This window comes from Zymobacter sp. IVIA_12111.31 C1 (assembly GCF_047495495.1).
Taxonomy (GTDB): domain Bacteria; phylum Pseudomonadota; class Gammaproteobacteria; order Pseudomonadales; family Halomonadaceae; genus Zymobacter.
Genome location: NZ_CP179930.1, coordinates 210,378 through 228,601, shown reverse-complemented (window position 1 = coordinate 228,601; position 18,224 = coordinate 210,378). Strand labels below are relative to the sequence as shown.

17 protein-coding genes and 1 pseudogene are annotated in these 18,224 nt (G+C 56.0%); 5 read left to right on the top strand and 13 right to left on the bottom strand.

Features of this window, described 5'->3' with window-relative positions; all coding sequences use genetic code 11:
- Positions 1-381: 381 nt before the first annotated feature.
- Positions 382-432, bottom strand: a pseudogene (locus tag ACMHYW_RS01045) (ESPR-type extended signal peptide-containing protein); the annotation flags it as partial.
- Positions 433-1,114: 682 nt separating this feature from the next.
- Here ACMHYW_RS01045 and ACMHYW_RS01040 point away from each other — a divergent pair.
- Positions 1,115-1,417, top strand: coding sequence for a hypothetical protein (locus ACMHYW_RS01040; protein WP_414500530.1), 303 nt, complete (start codon positions 1,115-1,117; stop codon positions 1,415-1,417).
- Positions 1,418-1,498: 81 nt separating this feature from the next.
- On the opposite strand, the gene ACMHYW_RS01035 is transcribed toward ACMHYW_RS01040, so the two are convergent.
- The 3 genes from ACMHYW_RS01035 to ACMHYW_RS01025 form a co-directional block, all read right to left on the bottom strand.
- Positions 1,499-2,260, bottom strand: a complete 762-nt coding sequence (locus ACMHYW_RS01035) for a hypothetical protein (protein ID WP_414500529.1) — start codon at positions 2,258-2,260, stop codon at positions 1,499-1,501.
- A gap of 500 nt (positions 2,261-2,760) precedes the next feature.
- Entirely contained in the window at positions 2,761-3,426 is a 666-nt protein-coding gene (locus tag ACMHYW_RS01030; protein ID WP_414500528.1) for a molecular chaperone, read from the bottom strand.
- A 152-nt stretch (positions 3,427-3,578) separates the two neighbouring features.
- Positions 3,579-4,181, bottom strand: a complete 603-nt coding sequence (locus tag ACMHYW_RS01025; protein WP_027705571.1) for a fimbrial protein — start codon at positions 4,179-4,181, stop codon at positions 3,579-3,581.
- A gap of 1,274 nt (positions 4,182-5,455) precedes the next feature.
- On the opposite strand from ACMHYW_RS01025, the gene ACMHYW_RS01020 reads away from it, so the two are divergent.
- On the top strand, positions 5,456-6,649 hold the full coding sequence (locus ACMHYW_RS01020) for a PAS domain-containing protein (RefSeq protein WP_414500527.1): 1,194 nt from the start codon (positions 5,456-5,458) through the stop codon (positions 6,647-6,649).
- Positions 6,650-6,955: 306 nt separating this feature from the next.
- Positions 6,956-7,651 carry a LexA family transcriptional regulator gene (locus ACMHYW_RS01015; RefSeq protein ID WP_414500526.1) on the top strand — a complete coding sequence of 232 codons (696 nt, stop codon included), beginning with the start codon at positions 6,956-6,958 and terminating at the stop codon, positions 7,649-7,651.
- Between the two features lie 119 nt (positions 7,652-7,770).
- Here ACMHYW_RS01015 and ACMHYW_RS01010 read toward each other — a convergent pair whose 3' ends face one another.
- The 4 genes from ACMHYW_RS01010 to ACMHYW_RS00995 all read right to left on the bottom strand — a co-directional run bounded on the left by ACMHYW_RS01010 (position 7,771) and on the right by ACMHYW_RS00995 (position 11,587).
- Complete coding sequence (locus ACMHYW_RS01010; RefSeq protein WP_414500525.1) at positions 7,771-8,436, bottom strand: DedA family protein; 666 nt, start codon at positions 8,434-8,436, stop codon at positions 7,771-7,773.
- 88 nt (positions 8,437-8,524) lie between these two features.
- Positions 8,525-10,402: a 1-deoxy-D-xylulose-5-phosphate synthase gene (gene dxs / locus ACMHYW_RS01005; RefSeq protein WP_414500524.1), complete on the bottom strand. Its 1,878-nt coding sequence runs from the start codon at positions 10,400-10,402 to the stop codon at positions 8,525-8,527.
- Between the two features lie 18 nt (positions 10,403-10,420).
- Complete coding sequence (locus ACMHYW_RS01000; RefSeq protein WP_414500523.1) at positions 10,421-11,296, bottom strand: polyprenyl synthetase family protein; 876 nt, start codon at positions 11,294-11,296, stop codon at positions 10,421-10,423.
- A 3-nt stretch (positions 11,297-11,299) separates the two neighbouring features.
- Positions 11,300-11,587, bottom strand: coding sequence for an exodeoxyribonuclease VII small subunit (locus ACMHYW_RS00995; RefSeq protein WP_414500522.1), 288 nt, complete (start codon positions 11,585-11,587; stop codon positions 11,300-11,302).
- Between the two features lie 366 nt (positions 11,588-11,953).
- Here ACMHYW_RS00995 and ACMHYW_RS00990 point away from each other — a divergent pair, with 366 nt between their 5' ends.
- Together ACMHYW_RS00990 and serA are read left to right on the top strand one after the other, a co-directional pair.
- Positions 11,954-12,145: a hypothetical protein gene (locus ACMHYW_RS00990; RefSeq protein WP_145984459.1), complete on the top strand. Its 192-nt coding sequence runs from the start codon at positions 11,954-11,956 to the stop codon at positions 12,143-12,145.
- A gap of 228 nt (positions 12,146-12,373) precedes the next feature.
- Positions 12,374-13,609: a phosphoglycerate dehydrogenase gene (serA, locus tag ACMHYW_RS00985; RefSeq protein ID WP_414500521.1), complete on the top strand. Its 1,236-nt coding sequence runs from the start codon at positions 12,374-12,376 to the stop codon at positions 13,607-13,609.
- Positions 13,610-14,411: 802 nt separating this feature from the next.
- Here the strand turns inward: serA and ruvX are convergent.
- From ruvX to ACMHYW_RS00960, 5 genes are all read right to left on the bottom strand, one after another.
- Positions 14,412-14,828, bottom strand: coding sequence for a Holliday junction resolvase RuvX (gene ruvX / locus ACMHYW_RS00980; protein ID WP_414501450.1), 417 nt, complete (start codon positions 14,826-14,828; stop codon positions 14,412-14,414).
- Between the two features lie 83 nt (positions 14,829-14,911).
- Positions 14,912-15,475: a YqgE/AlgH family protein gene (locus ACMHYW_RS00975; RefSeq protein WP_414500520.1), complete on the bottom strand. Its 564-nt coding sequence runs from the start codon at positions 15,473-15,475 to the stop codon at positions 14,912-14,914.
- Between the two features lie 14 nt (positions 15,476-15,489).
- Positions 15,490-16,269 (bottom strand): TonB family protein, encoded by a 780-nt coding sequence (locus tag ACMHYW_RS00970; RefSeq protein ID WP_414500519.1) that lies wholly within the window; start codon positions 16,267-16,269, stop codon positions 15,490-15,492.
- Positions 16,270-16,289: 20 nt separating this feature from the next.
- Positions 16,290-17,252, bottom strand: coding sequence for a glutathione synthase (gshB, locus tag ACMHYW_RS00965; protein ID WP_414500518.1), 963 nt, complete (start codon positions 17,250-17,252; stop codon positions 16,290-16,292).
- Positions 17,253-17,387: 135 nt separating this feature from the next.
- A complete protein-coding gene (locus ACMHYW_RS00960; protein ID WP_414500517.1) occupies positions 17,388-18,119 on the bottom strand; it encodes a 16S rRNA (uracil(1498)-N(3))-methyltransferase in 732 nt (243 codons plus the stop codon).
- Positions 18,120-18,224: the final 105 nt, after the last annotated feature.

The window sequence follows — 18,224 nt, the reverse complement described above, 5'->3', positions numbered from 1 at the left end:
ATTAGAACCTATGGCGACACCTGCATCTCCAGCTTTGGCATTGTCACCGATAGCCACCGCATAATTGTTTAAATTGGTAACAGATGTGGTAGTGCCTTGACCGTCTTTTCTGTTATTGACAAGGTACCAACCTTTACTATTGCTTGCCGATGCAGCTCTAGGGCTATCAGCATGTGCAACCACGATATTTTTACAATCAGCACCTGAAGTGCACAAAGGCACTTCATATTTTGTTGTCTGCGTTGCATACGCCAAAGGAGCAATCGACATAATGACCCCACCTATCAGCGAGATCAGTAAATAAGGCGCCTGCCATAAGCGGCGTGCCTGACCCAAGGACACCGACTCAGCCCCTCGGCGCGATGCTAGCTCTGACACTGCCACCCATGCACCTAGCGCACTATTCCAAATTACCCGATATACCTTATTCATCCCTTGGTCCTCTATGATCAATCCGTTGATCTTTTTTTCTGCTTCGCTGCAATGGCCAGCCCGGTCGAAAAGGGAACGGCAAGACGCGTGTCCCCAAGGACACGCGAAGGCCAACAAGTAAGTTCACAGTGGTGACAGCAGAAAAGCATGCTGATAAGCAATGCAGGAAATGCTTGAGGCTAAAGGCAAAAAATTACAAAAAATGCAAGACAATGCCTTGTTTACCCAATAATTCAAAAGATAGTCACAATCATTGCCGTTTCAAGAAGCAAGGCATGAAACGAGCAAAAGGTTGAAAAAAAGTAGACGATTATTTAATTAATCGTTATCTGCGCCCTGCCGATAAGCATTCTTGGACGAGAACCCACGCCACCATTAACATGATGAAAAACAAGGGAAAAATAAAAATAGACGCTGTTTATAATGTAGCCTTTACTGGACATAACCTACTGTTTAAGCAGTTATTATCTCGAAAGAAGGCAATGTATTGGAAAAGCGAACAATCAACTTAAAGTTGAATTGGCGTGAATAAAAAGACATACAGAAAGGAAGCCGAACACCACACGGCACTTCCGAGACGTGCCATGCTCTAATACGAAAGTACTGCGATTACAGCGATAGCCGTTTGACGTGATGTAGGCTCGGCCAGCAAGGCCGTGCCACATGTAGAGGAGATGGACAGATGAAGAAAATACTCGTTGCTGCCGTTTGCCTGGCTGGCGCATTTTCACTGGGTGCTCAAGCATGCCCTCCTGGAACGCATCCAGTAGGCGGCACTGGTCCTCACCATAAAGGTGGCACTTGCGTTGCCAACCATCAGAAAACACCTGCACGCCCGCATCACGAAGCCAAACCGGCCAAGAAACCGCATGCCGAAGCGCCGCAACATCAGAACAAGGCACCTGCACCGGAACGCAACCGCGCACAGCAGCAGCCTGAACAGCCGCCAGTCAACGGCCCTGTAGATCAGGCTCCGGGGCGCTAAGCCCACGGGATCTCGCACCCTCGGGCGCGAACGCATCCGCAGCGAAAAGCAGGCATTACGCCTGCTTTTCTTTTTTTACAGCTACATAGCGTTATCCAGCAGCGTCAGCGAGTGGCGCAGCATCTTGCGCAATGGGGTAGGAAACGGCTTCTGGGACGTGTCCGGCACCGAAGACGGCGAGCGTTCGCTGCCGGGCAAGTGAACGGGCACGTTGATGCGCGTTCTGACATCGGGCCGCTGTTGGTTGTTACCGACCTGCAGCAGAAGACGGCTGGAGAAGGTCGCTTGAGGCAACGGATGCTTCAAGTAAAGGTCAATCGGCAGCAGTATCATTACCGGCGCGCGATAGTCTTGGCTCGGTGCATTGCGCCAGTGCCGACAGCCCCACTCATCATGATGATCGCAAATGCGAAGCAGCGAGAAAGTAGGCATGTGCTGATCGCTTTTCAATACGTGCAGCCGTTTGCCCATGGGGTAGATCGAGCGCCCATGATCCACGGAAATCTCCAGATCCATGGCGTTCAGCGCCGGATCCTGCCAAGCAGGATCAAGATAGACATGGAGCGCCTGAGAAGACTGCTGCTCCGCTGCCAGCTCGCCCCCTCGTTCATCACTCCACGCACATTCGATAGGCACATCCATGTGAATGTGCCAGATCAGACCGCTACCGCGCTCCTTATCTCTGTAATGCAGCGGCAACTCACCCTCATAAGCGTGAGTACTCTCCGCCGTCGGTAATTCTCCGCGTTGCAGACACACTAATGCCTGGGCATGCCCGGACATCAACACGGCCACCAGCAGCAGTATGCCTAGCCACACACTAGACACATGAAAACCTCGCATTCTTACACCTGTGTACATAGTTCTTCCCGTTCAGGTGTGAAGAGCAGCAATAAGAGATAGCACGAGGAGACATTGCCTCTGCCATTCATCAGAAAGCGCCATACTCTTCAGGAAGAAAATTGATTATTTCCCTACAAGCAACAACCCTGAAATGCCCGCACTCGCCTATTCTCCTATCGGCAGCAGTGTCCGTTCTGCTGTGAACCTGTTTGCTACTCCCACTATTTCTATGGAGAACAAACAAGTACCACGTCGATGCAGGCCGTTGATATCCTTCAGAATCGTATACCCCACGTTTACAATCATCTTCACAGTCAACGCACAAAAAATCTGCTACCCACCACGGGCAGATGGCACCTGTCACCCCAGATAAATGGCACGCGAAGAAGCACGGCGCCCCAAAGGACCCGTGCGGAAGATGTCTGAAAGCTAGGCGTCTTGCCCGCCGCTACCCGTCGACACGATCCATGGACGGGCGCGGACAAGACACCGATGCACGCTCAGCGTGCGTGTATGACAGAGACCGTGTTGCCGCCATAGTCGTTGATCGTTTCGACCTGCAGATCGTCACGCTTGACGGCGCGTACCGTCGGCTCTGTCTTGAAATCATGGGCGCTGAAAGGCGACACCATGCCGATATCTCGCGAAATCGGCCGAAGCCCCTTAGCGTCCATGATCTGGTTGACCGACACGTGGAAGGGTGTCGGATTGCTGAGTCGGATGGCGGGACCCACCTGCTGCCATACCAGTTGACGCGGCGCACTATCGGCACGTCCGCTCAACCCTTTCGGGCGAAAGAACACCTTAATGCGCGTACGAATGGCGAACTGCACATAGTTGCTGTCCGGACTGGTCGGATCCGGCGGAATATCCATAACGTTGAGATAGAACACTGACTCCCGATCGGTCGGCAGCGGATCGCCATTCCAAGCGATCTTCAATGCCTGCGACATGCCCCCATTGACGCGAGCAACAGGCGGTATCAGAGAGAACGGCACGTCTTCTTCATCCGGAATGGAATCAGGATTGCCATTGTCGATCCACGACTGCATCAATGAGGGCTGGTTACCCTCATTGGTGACATTGACCGTCACATCGCGCGAGGCACCGTTGTAGATGACGCGCGTCGTGTTGATGACGAGATTTGCCTCTGCATAACCCGTCATCAGAAGCAAAAATACACCGCTTATCTTCAATAAAGTCGACAGATAGGACTGATAACATCCCCCTCTAACGCCGATCATGACTGTATCCCTTGCTTAAGCGCAGTCGCCGGCAACGACGCTTGGCATCGTTACCGGCTCTGACATGTTTCATATCAGTTATAGCTGAGTGCATACGTCACCAAGGTCCTGACACCCCCTGCGCGCGTCTCGTCATTACCCGTTTTGTAGTAATTGGCGTAGAAGCGCAGAGGCTGAGGAGTCTTGGCCGTCGATGACGCCGTGATCCGCGTGTCATACGGCGTATTCAACTTGATCAGTTCGTCAGGGTGGCCCTGTTCGGTGATCGCAATGCCGATGTTGCTGGGACGCCCATCCCGTGTCGGCATCTCGTTGCGCAGATACTTGCCGTCGGACGAGATCTGCGGGCCACTGAAGGACATACGAATGGTCGGCGACCATCCTGATCGCGCACTGCCGGCCTGAGCACAGTCGGAAAGATCAAGCTGGAACGGCTGACGGTTGACGGGAATTAGCCCGCGCTGCGTCATCGTATTTGCCTGCTCCACACTGATAGGCGGCAACGATACTGTCAGGCTGCTGCTGTTGTGACCGTTGATCGTGCACGTTGTATCGGTCACCGCACCCTGGAACGTAATCGTTCCCCCGCCGAGAACACCTTCCGCTGCTGCCGCGATCGGCATTGCAAGGCTTAATGTGGAAACTGCTGCCGCAATAGTCATGCTGGATGTCTTCATGGCCCGTTTTCACCTCGGATGTACTGTAACTTACTGTAATCAAAAGGAAAGATAGATTCCTTGTCAGCGATTCCAGTGGTTAACGCTTGCCATACCCTGCTTGCCGTTAGCCGGCGTCTAGATCGACCACCCTCATAACCATATGAAACACTTATTTTCACATAGTTACAATTGAGGTGCGAATACTCCAAGGAATTCAACCTGAATTTCCTTTTTTTCGATAACATCATGTAATTACTAGTTAGCACCAACTACTAGCCCCCGCCTTTTCAATACTTGTTTGCTGCTCTTTTTTTACCAATAGTATCTTCTGGACTAAAAATCCAGCAGCAGCCAAAACCCGCTGAAAACACGGGAATTAGCGACTTGCCATCCATTTATTTACGGCCAGTGACAGCGTTTCCTGAAATTATCGAAACAAGGCGGGGGATAGGAAAAATAAATTAAAAGCAGCTCTGGAATATATGAAAAGGGGGTGCTAGCAAGCCGCATTGAAAAAAGCAAAAAAATGTCAAAAGTAATACTTTATATTTATACGAAAACTCGTTAAAACACGTTAATTATCCCGTAACAAAATGCCCCCTGGATAAATATGGCAAAAATAAGAATACTTCTTTAAAGTTGATATATCACATGTAAATCCACGTATATAGCTATGCTAGTATCCCTAAGACGGTACGTTTAGAACGAAAGATAACTCCAGGTACGGTGGGAGATATCTCCAAAGTAAGTTCTTACAACTGCGTCCCGTTATCATTCAAGGATTTGTCAGAGACGATATCTCGGAGAACAGCAAGATGCAGTTCATACGTATATGTCTTCATGCCTGCGACAACAGCAAATTAGATAAAACGCATGAAATACGATGACCTGCCGATAAATCATCCGGGCTTAGGTCTAACACCCTTGTGAAACACCAAACATTCGTCCTCGGGCGGCCAACGTATTCCACTCTTGTTCTGTACGCATTCGTTAACCGAAACCGCGTCCGACATTCTTATCGGCCAGCCACGAGGGAGACTTCAGCGATGCCCTTTTCCTGCATTGCAACCGTCTCAAGCGAACAGCACACATGCGAAGCAGCGTCATTCCGAGGGAAAGAATGCAGATGACACTCGTAGACTGGTCGTCAGCTTGCCGTTGCACGTCCAGCACTTGATTCCAAGACGGCACGGACGCGCATGACTGCACAGGGATACAGCATTGACGCTGAAAGTGCAGAACACGCCTTCAGGCAACACCATACGGTTTCATACGGCAGTGGATCGATAACCATGCTTGGCATGATGAAACAGATACGCAGAACCCAAAGCACCATGGAGGCGATTCAGCGCGCCACGATGGTGATGGAAATGACTCCTCAGGGATACATCACGAGCGTCAACGCCAATTATCAGCGTTTCATGGGCTATGATGCGTCGCAGCTGCTCGATCACCACCATGCCGTACTGTGCAGTGACAGCTATGCGCGTCACCGCGCCTACTACGCATTCTGGCAGCAGCTCAGCAAAGGCGTGAGCATCTCAGGGCATTTCCAGCGTCAGACACAGTCAGGCCGCATGGTCTGGCTGCAGGCGGCCTATACGCCCATTCTCGATTCTCACGGGCAGGTCACGCGCATCATCAAGATCGCCACACCGCTGTCCGAACAGCTGGCACCCGTTATGGCTCCGCCACTGCAGGAAGAAAACGAAGTGTCCGCGCACGCCATGGCGACGCTGACGCTATCGCCGTCAGGGGTCATCATCGACGCCAACGAGCAGTTCATGCAGGTGATGGGGTATACGCGAGATCAGCTGATAGGAACGCCGCATACGGAGCTGTTCATTCCAGAAGCCGGTCGTCTCCATGATGATTTCTGGACGTCGCTGTCCCATAACGACTCCATGACGGGCTGCTTCCGCTACCTGCACGCGCACGGTCACGTACTGAGCCTCTGTGCCGCCTATGTGCCGGTCAAAAACGAGCAAGGGCAGATCATGTCATTCATGGTCGTGGGGCATCACGCCTGCATTTCAGAAACGCCGGGCTCGGAGGAGCACCTTCACCACAAGCGTCATCCTCTGCTGGACGATACGCAGCAGATGCAGAACGAACTGCAGAGCCTGATGCAGCAGGCATCTACCCTGTCACGCCGCATTCATCATATGGCGCAACAGGCCAACGTGCTGTCCATCAACTCGTCGGTGGACGCCCTGCGCAACAACGAGCAGGGACGCGAGCTCGCCCAGATATCGCAAGCCATGCGCCGCCTGTCGTCCCATACGGCAGACAATATGCACAGCGTTGCCCACGACATCACTGTGCTGTCCCAGCTGCTGCGCCACGCATCAATCGAAGCCGTGCAGCCAGAAAAGGAAGCGGCCAAGGCAGAAGCCCCCAGCATGAGCGCAGAAGAGCTAATCCAGCGTGTGGCCGATACGCTGAGCCTTGCATCACAGCGCCCCCATACGCGCTACGTGACCTGACTGCTAGCAACTTCCATCCTTTCTTTCAATATTCAAGGAGCGTCGAACGACGCCCCTTTTTCTTTATCTTATACCTTGTTGGTAACGCTCAGGATGCGTAAACGCCATGCATTCAGCCTCTCCCTATTGCATTGCATGGGGCTATTTCTACTTATTGTCTTGACATGTCGGCAAGGATTCATGAGCAATTCATGCTGACATATTGTATTGTTTAGACTCTTTTTGAAATTTATCCTTTTGATGAAACATCGTTAAAGGTATCCACGGACATCCGAAAAGGATTCAATAGAAAAGGACGGTGCTGAAATGGATTCAAAAAAACGGGCCGGGGAAGTCATCGATAGAATCAAGGCGGTGCTGAATCTGCGCAGCGATCGCGAAATGGCACGTCATTTCGGATACGGCACGACCAGTATCACCAGCAAGCGTCAGCGTGGCAGCGTGCCTTACGAGGAGTGCGTACTGCTGGCGGAAACCCAAGGCATTGACCTGAACTGGCTGGTGCTCGGCAAGGGCGTATCGCCACTGGAAGGGCGCGGCACACCGCCTGGCATTATTACGCTGAACGGCACCCAACTGCCGCCCGACAGGGAATATGCCGCCATTGATCTTTACGATATCGACGCCGCGGCAGGCAACGGCCGCCTGCTCGAACATGAACAGGTAGAGTCCACGGTGTATTTCGAACGGGCACTGCTTGAGGAACGCGGCCTCTGCGCTGATACCCTGATCGGAGCTCGCGTCAGCGGCGATTCGATGAACGACACACTGAAGGACGGCGACCGCGTGCTGGTCGACCGCACCCAGGTAAAACCGGATGGTGTCTTCCTGTTCCGGATGGATGATGAGCTACGCATCAAGCGTTTGCAGCGTGCAGCGGGAGGGGCTCTGCGCATACTGAGCGACAACAGCCGCTACTCCGCCGAACTGGTGCGTCCCGAAGAACTGGACAAGATCGAGATCATTGGACGCTGTGAAGTCGTCATTGGCCGGATCATCTGACATGGCCTCAGCGCCAGCCCCGCGCGACCGCTTTTCATCCGATAGCAAACTGCCGGACAGCCCCTTCAAAGGCTATCCGGCAGCGGGTAGAGCGCACGCATAGAAGAATGGCGCGTCGGTCAGTCGGCGTGGGTCTCGTTCGAGCGGCTGAAGCGATGGCGCAGAAACTCAATGACGGCCGGCAGAATCGACACCACGATGATGCCAACGATTACCAGCTTGAGATTACCCTGAACCCACGGGGTCCCACCAAAGAAGTAGCCCGCATAGGTCAGTAGAAGCACCCACATCACCGCCCCGATGACGTTATAGGCCAAGAAGCGGCTATAGCGCATGCCCCCCATGCCCGCCACGAAAGGCGCAAAGGTACGCACGATGGGCACGAAACGAGCAATGATGATGGTCTTGCCGCCGTGGCGTTCATAAAACGCCTGCGTGCGTTCCAGATGCTTGCGCTTGAACAGCTTGGCATTGGGATTGCTGAACAGCCTTTCACCGAAGAAATGCCCGATGGCATAGTTGACCGCATCCCCCAGCACGGCAGCGCCCAGCATCAGCAACACCATCAGGTGGATGTTGAGGCCGTTGTCGGGACGTGCCGCCAGAGTGCCCGCCATGAACAGCAGCGAATCACCCGGTAGGAACGGCGTAACCACCAGCCCCGTTTCGCAGAACAAAATGGCGAACAGAATAGCGTACGTCCAGACACCGTAGTCAGCGACCAGCTGGGTCAGGTGGACGTCGATATGCAGGATAAAATCCAACAGCATGTGAAGATAGCTCATGGCGTCTCCGAGTCATGAACATGACAGAATGAACAGCAGGACGGAAAGGCCAGACCTGCTTCGTGTGTTCTCACGTAAGTAGCGATGCTTACCTGACACCAAGACGCTGACGAATGGCAGCCTCGATGCCTTCAGCATCCAGCCCACAGTCGTGCAGCAGCTCCGCAGACGTGCCCTGATCGACAAACGTGTCGGGCAACCCCAGCATCAACAGCTCAGCAGATGACGTCTGTTCGGCCAGTACGGCAGCAACGCTACTTCCCGCACCCCCGATCAATGCGTTCTCTTCCAGCGTCACCAGCAACTCATGCTGCGCCGCGGCCTCAAGAACAGCGTCTCGATCCAAGGGTTTGATGAAACGCATATCGATCAGGGTGGCATCCAATGCTTCCGCAACGGCACGCGCGGGCGTGACCATGCTACCGAATGCCAGCAGTGCAACGCGCTTGCCCTCACGCAGCAGACGCGAGCGCCCTATCGGCAGCACATCCAGATCGTGAGATATGGCTGCCCCAGGACCAACACCGCGCGGATAGCGCACCACGGCAGGCCCTTCGAAGCGATAGGCTGTCGTCAACATCCGGCGACATTCGGCTTCATCACTCGGCGCCATCAGCACAATACCCGGCACGCAGTTCAGGAAGGAGATATCCAGCGCACCGTGATGCGTCGGCCCGTCTTCGCCGACTAGCCCGGCACGGTCTACTGCGAACGTCACATCCAGTCCCTGTACTGCCACATCGTGAATCAGCTGATCGTAGCCGCGCTGCAGGAACGTCGAATAGATGGCCACGACAGGTTTCAGCCCTTCACAGGCCATTCCCGCGGCCAGCGTGACCGCATGCTGTTCGGCGATAGCGACATCAAAATAGCGTGAGGGATACTGCTGTGCGAAATGCACGAGGTCAGAGCCTTCCTTCATCGCGGGTGTGATCGCCATCAGGCGGGCATCCGCCTGTGCCATGTCGCAGACCCACTCACCAAAGACCTGACAGTACTTCAGGCGTGGAACGCTCGGGCGCGCCTTGGGCGACTCCAGTTTGGTAATGGCATGATAGCCCACCGGATCCTGCTCTGCGGGCAGGAAGCCACGCCCCTTACGTGTCACCACGTGCAGGAACTGTGGTCCTTTGCTGCTACGCAGACGCGTCAGTACCTGATGCAGGGCCGTCAGATCGTGTCCGTCGATCGGGCCGGTATATGTGAAGCCCATTTCCTCGAACAGCGTGGAAGGACTTAGTAGCCCTTTGACGTGCCCTTCGGTCATGCGGGCAATATCCAGCGCCCCCGGCAACTTCGACAAAACCTTACGGCCATGATCGCGCAGCGCGGCATAAGGGGAACTGGTAAGAATCTTGGACAGATAGGTGGCCAGTCCGCCAATGTTCTGTGAGATCGACATCTCGTTGTCGTTCAGCACCACCAGCATATTGGCCCCTTCATGCCCGGCATGCGCCAGCGCCTCGAAGGCCATACCGGCGGTCAATGCGCCATCACCGATAACGGCACAGACCTGTCGCTGCTCGCCCTTGGCACGTGCGGCCAGCGCCATGCCCAGCGCGGCGGAAATTGACGTGCTGGAGTGCCCGACGCCGAAGGCATCGTATTCAGACTCGCTGCGCTTGGGAAATGCGGCCAGCCCACCGTGCTGGCGCATGGTCAGCATGGCTTCGCGGCGACCGGTCAGGATCTTGTGCGGATAGCTCTGATGCCCGACATCCCAAACAATACGGTCGTAGGGAGTATTGAAAGCACGATGCAGCGCAACGGTCAGTTCGATAACGCCTAGCCCCGCACCGAAATGCCCCCCGGTCTGTCCCACGCAGTACAGCAGCCATGCCCGCAGTTCATCGGCCACACGCCGCACAGCAGCGTCATCCATCTGGCGCAGTACGGCAGGGGCATTGACCTGATCCAGCAGCGGCGTCAACGGCCGCTCCGTGGGCATCGCTTCAAAAATCTTCATGGCGTTGCTCTCGATAGGTCAGTGATCGCGTTCGATCATGAAACGGGCCAACGCGTTCAGCGGCGCAGCAGCATCACCCAATGGCGTAAGCGCATGGCAAGCCTCATCGACCAGCTCACGCGCACGCTGACGTGCCCCGTCCAACCCGAGCAACGCAGGATAGGTCGGTTTATTGAGGCGTAGATCGGCACCCTGTGTCTTGCCGATCACTGCCGTATCACCTTCGATATCCAGTACGTCATCCTGAATTTGGAAGGCCAACCCAATGGCCTGACCATAGGCACGCAATGCCTGAACACGCTTGCCCTGTGATGACTCACACAGCAAGCCCGGCATTTCCAACGATGCCACGATCAGTGCACCGGTCTTGTGAGCGTGCATTTCGATCAGGCGCTCAAGCCCGATCTTCTGCCCAACCGACGCCAGATCGACCGCCTGCCCACCGGCCATGCCCGCACGACCGGCCGCCTTCGCCAGACAAGCCACCAACTGGGCAGCCGCAGGATGGTTCAGAGACGCTAGGTGCTCGAAGGCCAGCGTCTGCAACGCATCGCCGGCCAGCAACGCTGTCGCCTCATCGAAGGCCTTATGGCAAGTGGGCCGACCGCGGCGCAGATCATCATCGTCCATGGACGGCAGATCATCGTGTACGAGGGAATAGGCATGGATCAGCTCGACCGCTGCCGCAGGCGCATCCAGGAGCGCATCATCAACGCCAAGGGCCTGCCCTGCCGCATAGACCAGCACCGGCCGCAGCCGTTTGCCGCCACCCATGACGCTATAGCGCATGGCATCAGCGAGATACGTAGACGGGCCGGAGGCCTGATCCAACACACGGGCCAGCGCGAGGTCGACACGTTGACGTCCGGTATTCAAGAGAGCGGTGATATCCATACGCTACATGCCCTCCTGACCGCTGGATGGTGATAGCGACCCATCGGGACGCGTCTGAAGGGTCTGTACCTTGAGTTCGGCTTCTTCAAGGCGCTTCTGTGCCTCGCGGGTCAAACGAACGCCACGTTCGAAAGCCGTAAGCGAGGCTTCGAGCGGCATGTTGCCCGACTCCAGCTGCTCAACGATCTGTTCAAGCGCGGCCAGAGTGGAAGCGAAATCCTGCTGCTCGTCCGTTGAGCTCGAGCCATGCGCCTGAGCGGCGTTCGCGCCGCGCTGTTGCTGTTCGGCCATGACGTCTCCATTAGAGAAAAGATGACGAAAGGAAAAGCGCCCCGTCCATAGCTCAACGCATGAGCACTTGGTCGCGGACAGGGCGGAAAGTCATAGTGACGTTACACCGCATTATACACATGCCCCCAGCCCCACACAGTGAAGAAGCCGCGCCTTTTTAGGGGCCACGTCAGCTCCCCATTCGCGCGCATCCCCCATGCTAGAGCAGAACCTCGGGCGTCACGTTACCCGTGACAACGCAAGGAAACGTCAGAGGACGATGCAGCATGCTATTCATATCTTGCCAGCCCGACGCCACAGCAGTATGTATGAGCGTTGTCTACCACCCTGCTTGAAGCGCTCAGAAGAAAAGTCTTAGAGGACACGATGAAGATTGCGACATTAATTCGACGTCTCGAAGAAGTACAACAGCGACACGGCGATGTAGAAGTAGGCATTCGTTTGGATATCGACGAGGTTTCCCCCCGCATTCGCATTGAGCCGGAGGTGATCGACATGGAAGTGCGCCATGGTGACATCCAGCCCTGCCTCGTGCTTCACCCCGCTGATTGGGAATGATGACAACGCCAGAAGGGTACTAAGCATATGCCAGAATAGCCCATGGCACGCCCTTCAAGGCCTTGCGCACAGCGCACTTTTATAACTGAAGATCAAGCGTTGTGCGGCATGCGCCCAAAGCGTATTGTCAGAAGAGGGGGGCTTCGCCATGTTGGTGCACGTACATGGCCCATGCCTCCTTCTTCGTCATTATTTCGATTGATCTGAATAGCGAGAGGTTGCTGGGACATGACCAAGACGACGTCACTGGATAAGAACAAGATCAGGATCCTGTTGTTGGAAGGGGTACACCAGTCAGCAGTGGAACGCTTCAAGAGTGCTGGCTACACCAACATCGAATACCTGACGACATCCTTGAGTGGAGAAGCCCTCCACGAAAAACTGCGTGACGCTCATTTTGTCGGTATCCGTTCCCGCACCCAGCTGGATGATGCAGCATTTGAAGCAGCAGAAAAACTCAACGCCGTCGGCTGTTTCTGCATCGGTACCAATCAGGTCGATCTCACGGCCGCACTGAAACGCGGGATCCCCGTCTTCAACGCGCCGTATTCCAACACACGCTCCGTTGCCGAGCTGGTATTGGCAGAGGCCATCTGCCTCGCCCGCCGCGTCGCCGAGAAGAATGCTCGCGCCCACCGCGGCGAGTGGGACAAGTCCGCGGCAAAATCCCATGAAGTGCGCGGCAAAACCCTTGGCCTCGTTGGCTACGGCAGCATCGGTTCCCAGCTTTCCGTGCTGGCCGAAGCGCTCGGCATGAACGTCATCTATTACGACATCATTACCAAGCTTGATCTCGGTAATGCTCATCAGGTCGAAAGCCTCGATGAACTGCTGTCCAAATCCGACATCGTCAGCCTGCACGTTCCGGAAACACCGCAGACACAGTGGATGATCGGCCGTGACGAACTGGCCAAGATGAAGAAGGATGCCATTCTGATCAATGCTTCTCGCGGTACCGTCGTTGATATCGAAGCGCTTGAAGAAGCCCTTGAAAGCGGTCACCTGCTGGGCGCAGCCGTCGACGTGTTCCCGGTCGAGCCGAAGAGCAACAAAGAAGCGTTCGAATCCCCCCTGCGCCGTTTCGACAACGTGATCCTGACACCGCATATCGGTGGTTCCACAATGGAAGCTCAGGAAAACATCGGCCTGGAAGTGGCCGAAAAACTGGTCACCTATTCTGATAACGGTACGACGCTGTCCTCCGTCAACTTCCCGGAAGTCGCTCTGCCAGCACACCCGAATCGCCACCGCCTGCTGCACATTCATACCAACGTGCCGGGCGTACTGTCCGAGATCAACCGCGTACTCAGCGAAGCAGACATCAACATTTCCGCGCAGTATTTGCAGACCAATGCCGATGTCGGCTACGTCGTTATCGACGTTGACAAGGCCTATGGCCCGAAAGCGCTAGAAGCCCTGCGTCAGGTGCCCAACACGCTGCGCGTACGCGTCCTGTATTCCTGATCCGAATAAACAGCGCAACGCCTTCCTCAACGCCGGGTCCCATCACTGGGGCTCGGCGTTTTTGTATGGGGCAAAAATGAACGTTTACTCGTACGTCCTATCTCACACGCCTTCGTCCTGACACTTCCTTCCGACGTTCTTTTCAATCACGACGCTCTTCTGCGGCGTTCGGCGTTCGGCGTTCGGCGTTCGGCGTTCGGCGTTCGGCGTTCGGCGTTCGGCGTTCGGCGTTCGGCGTTCGGCGTTCGGCGCATCATAAAATCATGACAAAAATAAACCTCAACAACATGATTTACATAGAATTACACTAATACGTAATAATAAAATAATCCTATCTTTTCCTCTCCACTAAAATAAGCACGCTACTAAAAATAACCATTTTTAGCAGCACCCGGTTGACTCAAAAACAGGCAAATCCTCGTTTACACACCACCACCTAACACCAGAGGCCTCCAAAAATCATTGCAAAGGCGGAAATGCGTTTTTAGGCGCAAGCACCCACAGCAACAAAAGCATATAGGCCACGGCCATATAACAAGCTGATAACGTTGAAAAAACGAAGTGACCACTTCTATCGGAAGGATTTTGTGGATGTGGATGTGGATGTGGATGTGGATGTGGATGTGGATGTGGATGTGGATGTGGATGTGGATGTGGATGTGGATGTGGATGTGGATGTGGATGTGGATGTGGATGTGGCATCAGCGTAATGGCGACAAAGCACTGATAAAGCGCACAAAAGATACAAAAACGCCGCGGCGCTATGCACTGCGGCGTTTTTTCATAAGGAAGCAGAGAAAAGTTAGAAGTCGAAGCCTAGGTCCGGCTGCATGAAACTGTTGAGTATCACTTCGGCAGCAATGCCGTCGACACCGTTGTCTCGATAGCTACCGGCACGGCGACCGCGCTGGCGTGCAATTTCCTTGGCTTGGCGGGTCGAACCGTACTCGTTAACCCATTCCACGGGACGTCCGTAGCGCCCATGCAGTCGATTGCCGAACTTGCGAGCACGGCGACTCATTTCTGACTCGCTGCCGTCTTCATTGAGCGGCAAACCGACGATGAACATGTCGGGTTTCCATTCCAGCACGCAGGCGGTGACACGGTCCCAGTCGGGGATGCCATCACGCGCGGTCAGCGGCGGCAGGGGACGAGCAGCGCCAATGCGCTCATGCGCAACAGCGACGCCAATGCGACGACTGCCGAAATCGAAGCCCATCAACTGGCGCTGCCCGATCTCAGTCTGTGCCGGTGTCTGGCGCAGCTGCTGGATGCGAGGGTCGTTTTCTGGAGCGATGGCCATCAGGCGTGCCCCACCTGCTGCGACAGGCGCGCAAGGTCCATACCCTGCGCCAAAGCCGCTGCTTCGCATCGCTCGTCTGCTTCGGTATCGAACAGTACAGACGAGACCGCGGGCAGCGTCAGCCATGCATTGGCTTTCATCTCATCGACCCACTGTCCTTCTTCCCAGCCAGCACAGCCCAAGCAGACCAGGAAATCCTCCGGCCCATTACCTTCGGCCAGTGCCTGCAGAATATCCAGCGAGGTGGTCAGTGCCACCTCATCCGTCACCTGTAAGCTAGAGGACCACTCTGCCGCGTGACCGCGGTGCAATACGAATCCCCGGTCGTGGTGTACAGGGCCACCGAACAGCACCGCCTGCTGGCGAACGGCCAGCGGTGCATCGTGATCGTCGAGATCCAGCTGACCAAACAGATCGCTCAGCGTCAGTGCGAGTGGCCGGTTGACGATCACCCCAAGCAGCCCCTTGCTGTCATGGTCGCACAGATAGACCAGAGAACCGGCAAAGTTCTCGTCTTCCAACTGCGGCATGGCCAGCAGGAAATGATCGCGCATTCCTTGCATGCAGACTCCACTCGTCAAGGTTCCAGTAATGCGCCCTGATTGAACACCCATCCTTGCCGGAACGTCAGCGTCTGCCGATTCCCCATTCCCGCATCGAAAGGCCTGAAAGGCGCTGCCGCACGGATGGCCTTGAAGGCCTGCGTATCCAGAGCGGCATCTCCCGTAGAGTGTACCATGTCCAACCCCAGCAGCCTGCCTTGGCGATCGACGGTAACGTTGAACTCTAGGCGGGCATCGCGACGCGTTCTAGGGAAGTGGAGATCGATATAGGTCTGCGTGGCACGCACCCAGTCTTGACGATAGCGGGACAGGGCCGTCTGTACGCTGCTGGCGCTGTCTTGCGCGTAACGCTGGCTGGTGCTCTGCCAAGCCTGCTGGTGCACGTCCGCCAGAGCGTTGCCGAGCATATCGCCTCCTGCGGGCGGCGTTGACGCAACTGACGGCCGCGCTTGATGAACCGCACCGTTGCTGCTCGCACGAGAGGGTGCGCTGCGATGCGTTGGTGCGGCCTTGGGCGGCGGTGTCGGTTTAGTCGGCGGAGGGGGCGGCGGTACAACGTCCGCTGGCGGGGATTGAACATTGGGGTGTGGTGCAGCAACCGTCGCCAGCTGAATCACGATGGGTGAAGACGGCTCAGTCAGTGTCGGCAGCGGCATCGTCCACAGCCCGGCCACAATGCCGACATGCAGCACGATGACCCCTGCTACGCACCAGAGACGATAAATCCGACCACAGGCGGCCCTCCGCAAAGGAGAACCGCTGGCCGATGGAAAGCCACCTGCTTGGCGCATCATGAGCATCGGACTCGGAACGCTTAGGCGCGTGCCGCCATCCTACGTGCGATAGCGTCCATGACGCGTCCGGAAATATCGGTGCCTTCCTGCGCATCTATTTCACGGAAGCAGGTCGGGCTGGTGACGTTGATTTCGGTAATATAGCCGCCGATCACATCCAACCCAGCAATGATGATGCCTTTTTCTTTAAGAACAGGAGCTACGCGCGCGACCAGCTCGCGGTCGCGGTCGTTGAGCGCACGCACGACACCGTGGCCGCCCGCGGCCAGGTTGCCACGCACTTCACCCTCGGCAGGCAGGCGCGCCAGGCCAAACGGTACGGCCTCTCCGTCGATCACCACGATACGGGTATCCCCTTCGGTGATTTCAGGAATGAAGCGCTGCGCCATGATCTGGTAATGCCCCAGCTCGGTCAGCTGCTCGATGACGGACCCCAGATTGCGGCCGTCTTCAGTGATGCGGAAGATGCCACTGCCGCCCATGCCATCAAGCGGCTTAAAGATCACGTCACGATGTTCGCGATGGAACGCCTTGAGAATCTCCTTATTGCTTGAAACGACGGTCGGCACGATGCAATCCGTGAATTGCTGGGCAAACAGCTTTTCATTGCATTCGCGCAGCACGGTCGTCGGGTTGACGACCAGTACACCTTCGCGTTCGGCGAATCCCAGCAGATGCGTGGCATCAAGGAAAGCACGGTCGACCGGCGGATCCTTACGCATCAAAATCACGTCCAGCTCTGCCAGCGGCATCGCTCGCGGCTCGCTCAGTTCGAACCAGTGTTCAGGATCTTCGAACACGTCCAGATCACGTACACGCCCGAAAGCGCGCCCCTGATCGAGATAGAGGTCTTCCTGCTCAAGATAGTACAGCGACCATCCGCGCCGCTTTGCCGCCCACAGCAGGGAAAGGGAAGAATCCTTGCGATAGGTGATGTTCGCAATGGGGTCCATCACGATACCGATCTTCAACGCGTGCGCCATGACATACCTCGAACAGGATTGATGAATGCGGTTGACCATACCGAGCATGGCCTATCGGCTCAGTATGGCGCAACAGGTCATGCTCGACCAAGAGGGAAGGGGTGGCAGGATGTGCAAAGAGAAGGGATAGAGAGATCAGCGAAGATCGCCGTAACGGTACTGCAGCAACGTCATGGCTGCGATCGGGGCCGTTTCTGTGCGCAGGATGCGAGGCCCCAGCGACAGGATCTCGAAATGCTGTGCGGCCGCTTGGTCGATCTCATCTGCCGTGAACCCGCCTTCAGGCCCGATCAGCAGGGCTGCTCGCCCAGGGTTGTGCTCGTGGTCTTCCAGTGCAGAACGGCCCGGCTGAAGCATCAGCTTCATCGGTTCATCACGCTGTTCAAGCCAGCTGCTCAGCGCCATCGGCGCATGGATGATCGGCAGCGTGGCACGCCCGCACTGCTCGCAGGCACTGGCCGCGACCGCCAGCCAATGCTGCCACTTTCGCTCTTCACGTTCACCCTTGAGGCGCACGTCACCGCGCTCGGTATACAGCGGGGTGATTTCCGTCACGCCCAGCTCGACCGATTTCTGGATGGCAATATCCATGCGGTCACCCTTGGAGATGGCCTGCCCCAGATGCACGCTCAGCGGCGATTCCGGCGTCACCGCCACAGGTTCGCCCAGTGTTACCGACACACACTTGCGGTCCACGACCGACAGCACGCCCTCGAACTCGTGACCGCGACCATCAAACAGGCGTACGGCATCACCAACGCGGCGACGCATGACGCGCCCAACGTGATGGGCCTGGGCGTCAGGGAGGGTAAAGATCATTCCTGCGGAAGCTGCTGCCAGAGCGTCCGTATCGACGTAGATGCGCATCGGTATGCGACTCTCCTTCGTGCTGTTCGTTAAATCGTAACCCGCCATGCACACGGCGCGACATGTCGGGAAGGACATGCCGCGCCGTGTGAGCAAGCGGTCTAT

What these genes read in the sequence shown, in the direction of transcription:
- ACMHYW_RS01015 (WP_414500526.1), top strand. Translation starts at nt 6,956, where the DNA reads ATGGATTCAAAAAAACGGGCCGGGGAAGTCATCGATAGAATCAAGGCG.
- gshB (WP_414500518.1), bottom strand. Translation starts at nt 17,252, where the DNA reads ATGGCGCACGCGTTGAAGATCGGTATCGTGATGGACCCCATTGCGAAC.
- ACMHYW_RS01025 (WP_027705571.1), bottom strand. Translation starts at nt 4,181, where the DNA reads ATGAAGACATCCAGCATGACTATTGCGGCAGCAGTTTCCACATTAAGC.
- ACMHYW_RS00970 (WP_414500519.1), bottom strand. Translation starts at nt 16,269, where the DNA reads ATGATGCGCCAAGCAGGTGGCTTTCCATCGGCCAGCGGTTCTCCTTTG.
- ACMHYW_RS00975 (WP_414500520.1), bottom strand. Translation starts at nt 15,475, where the DNA reads ATGCAAGGAATGCGCGATCATTTCCTGCTGGCCATGCCGCAGTTGGAA.
- dxs (WP_414500524.1), bottom strand. Translation starts at nt 10,402, where the DNA reads ATGAAGATTTTTGAAGCGATGCCCACGGAGCGGCCGTTGACGCCGCTG.
- ACMHYW_RS01040 (WP_414500530.1), top strand. Translation starts at nt 1,115, where the DNA reads ATGAAGAAAATACTCGTTGCTGCCGTTTGCCTGGCTGGCGCATTTTCA.
- ACMHYW_RS00990 (WP_145984459.1), top strand. Translation starts at nt 11,954, where the DNA reads ATGAAGATTGCGACATTAATTCGACGTCTCGAAGAAGTACAACAGCGA.
- ACMHYW_RS01035 (WP_414500529.1), bottom strand. Translation starts at nt 2,260, where the DNA reads ATGCGAGGTTTTCATGTGTCTAGTGTGTGGCTAGGCATACTGCTGCTG.
- ACMHYW_RS01010 (WP_414500525.1), bottom strand. Translation starts at nt 8,436, where the DNA reads ATGAGCTATCTTCACATGCTGTTGGATTTTATCCTGCATATCGACGTC.
- serA (WP_414500521.1), top strand. Translation starts at nt 12,374, where the DNA reads ATGACCAAGACGACGTCACTGGATAAGAACAAGATCAGGATCCTGTTG.
- ACMHYW_RS01000 (WP_414500523.1), bottom strand. Translation starts at nt 11,296, where the DNA reads ATGGATATCACCGCTCTCTTGAATACCGGACGTCAACGTGTCGACCTC.
- ACMHYW_RS01020 (WP_414500527.1), top strand. Translation starts at nt 5,456, where the DNA reads ATGCTTGGCATGATGAAACAGATACGCAGAACCCAAAGCACCATGGAG.
- ruvX (WP_414501450.1), bottom strand. Translation starts at nt 14,828, where the DNA reads ATGGGCTTCGATTTCGGCAGTCGTCGCATTGGCGTCGCTGTTGCGCAT.
- ACMHYW_RS00995 (WP_414500522.1), bottom strand. Translation starts at nt 11,587, where the DNA reads ATGGCCGAACAGCAACAGCGCGGCGCGAACGCCGCTCAGGCGCATGGC.
- ACMHYW_RS01030 (WP_414500528.1), bottom strand. Translation starts at nt 3,426, where the DNA reads ATGACGGGTTATGCAGAGGCAAATCTCGTCATCAACACGACGCGCGTC.
- ACMHYW_RS00960 (WP_414500517.1), bottom strand. Translation starts at nt 18,119, where the DNA reads ATGCGCATCTACGTCGATACGGACGCTCTGGCAGCAGCTTCCGCAGGA.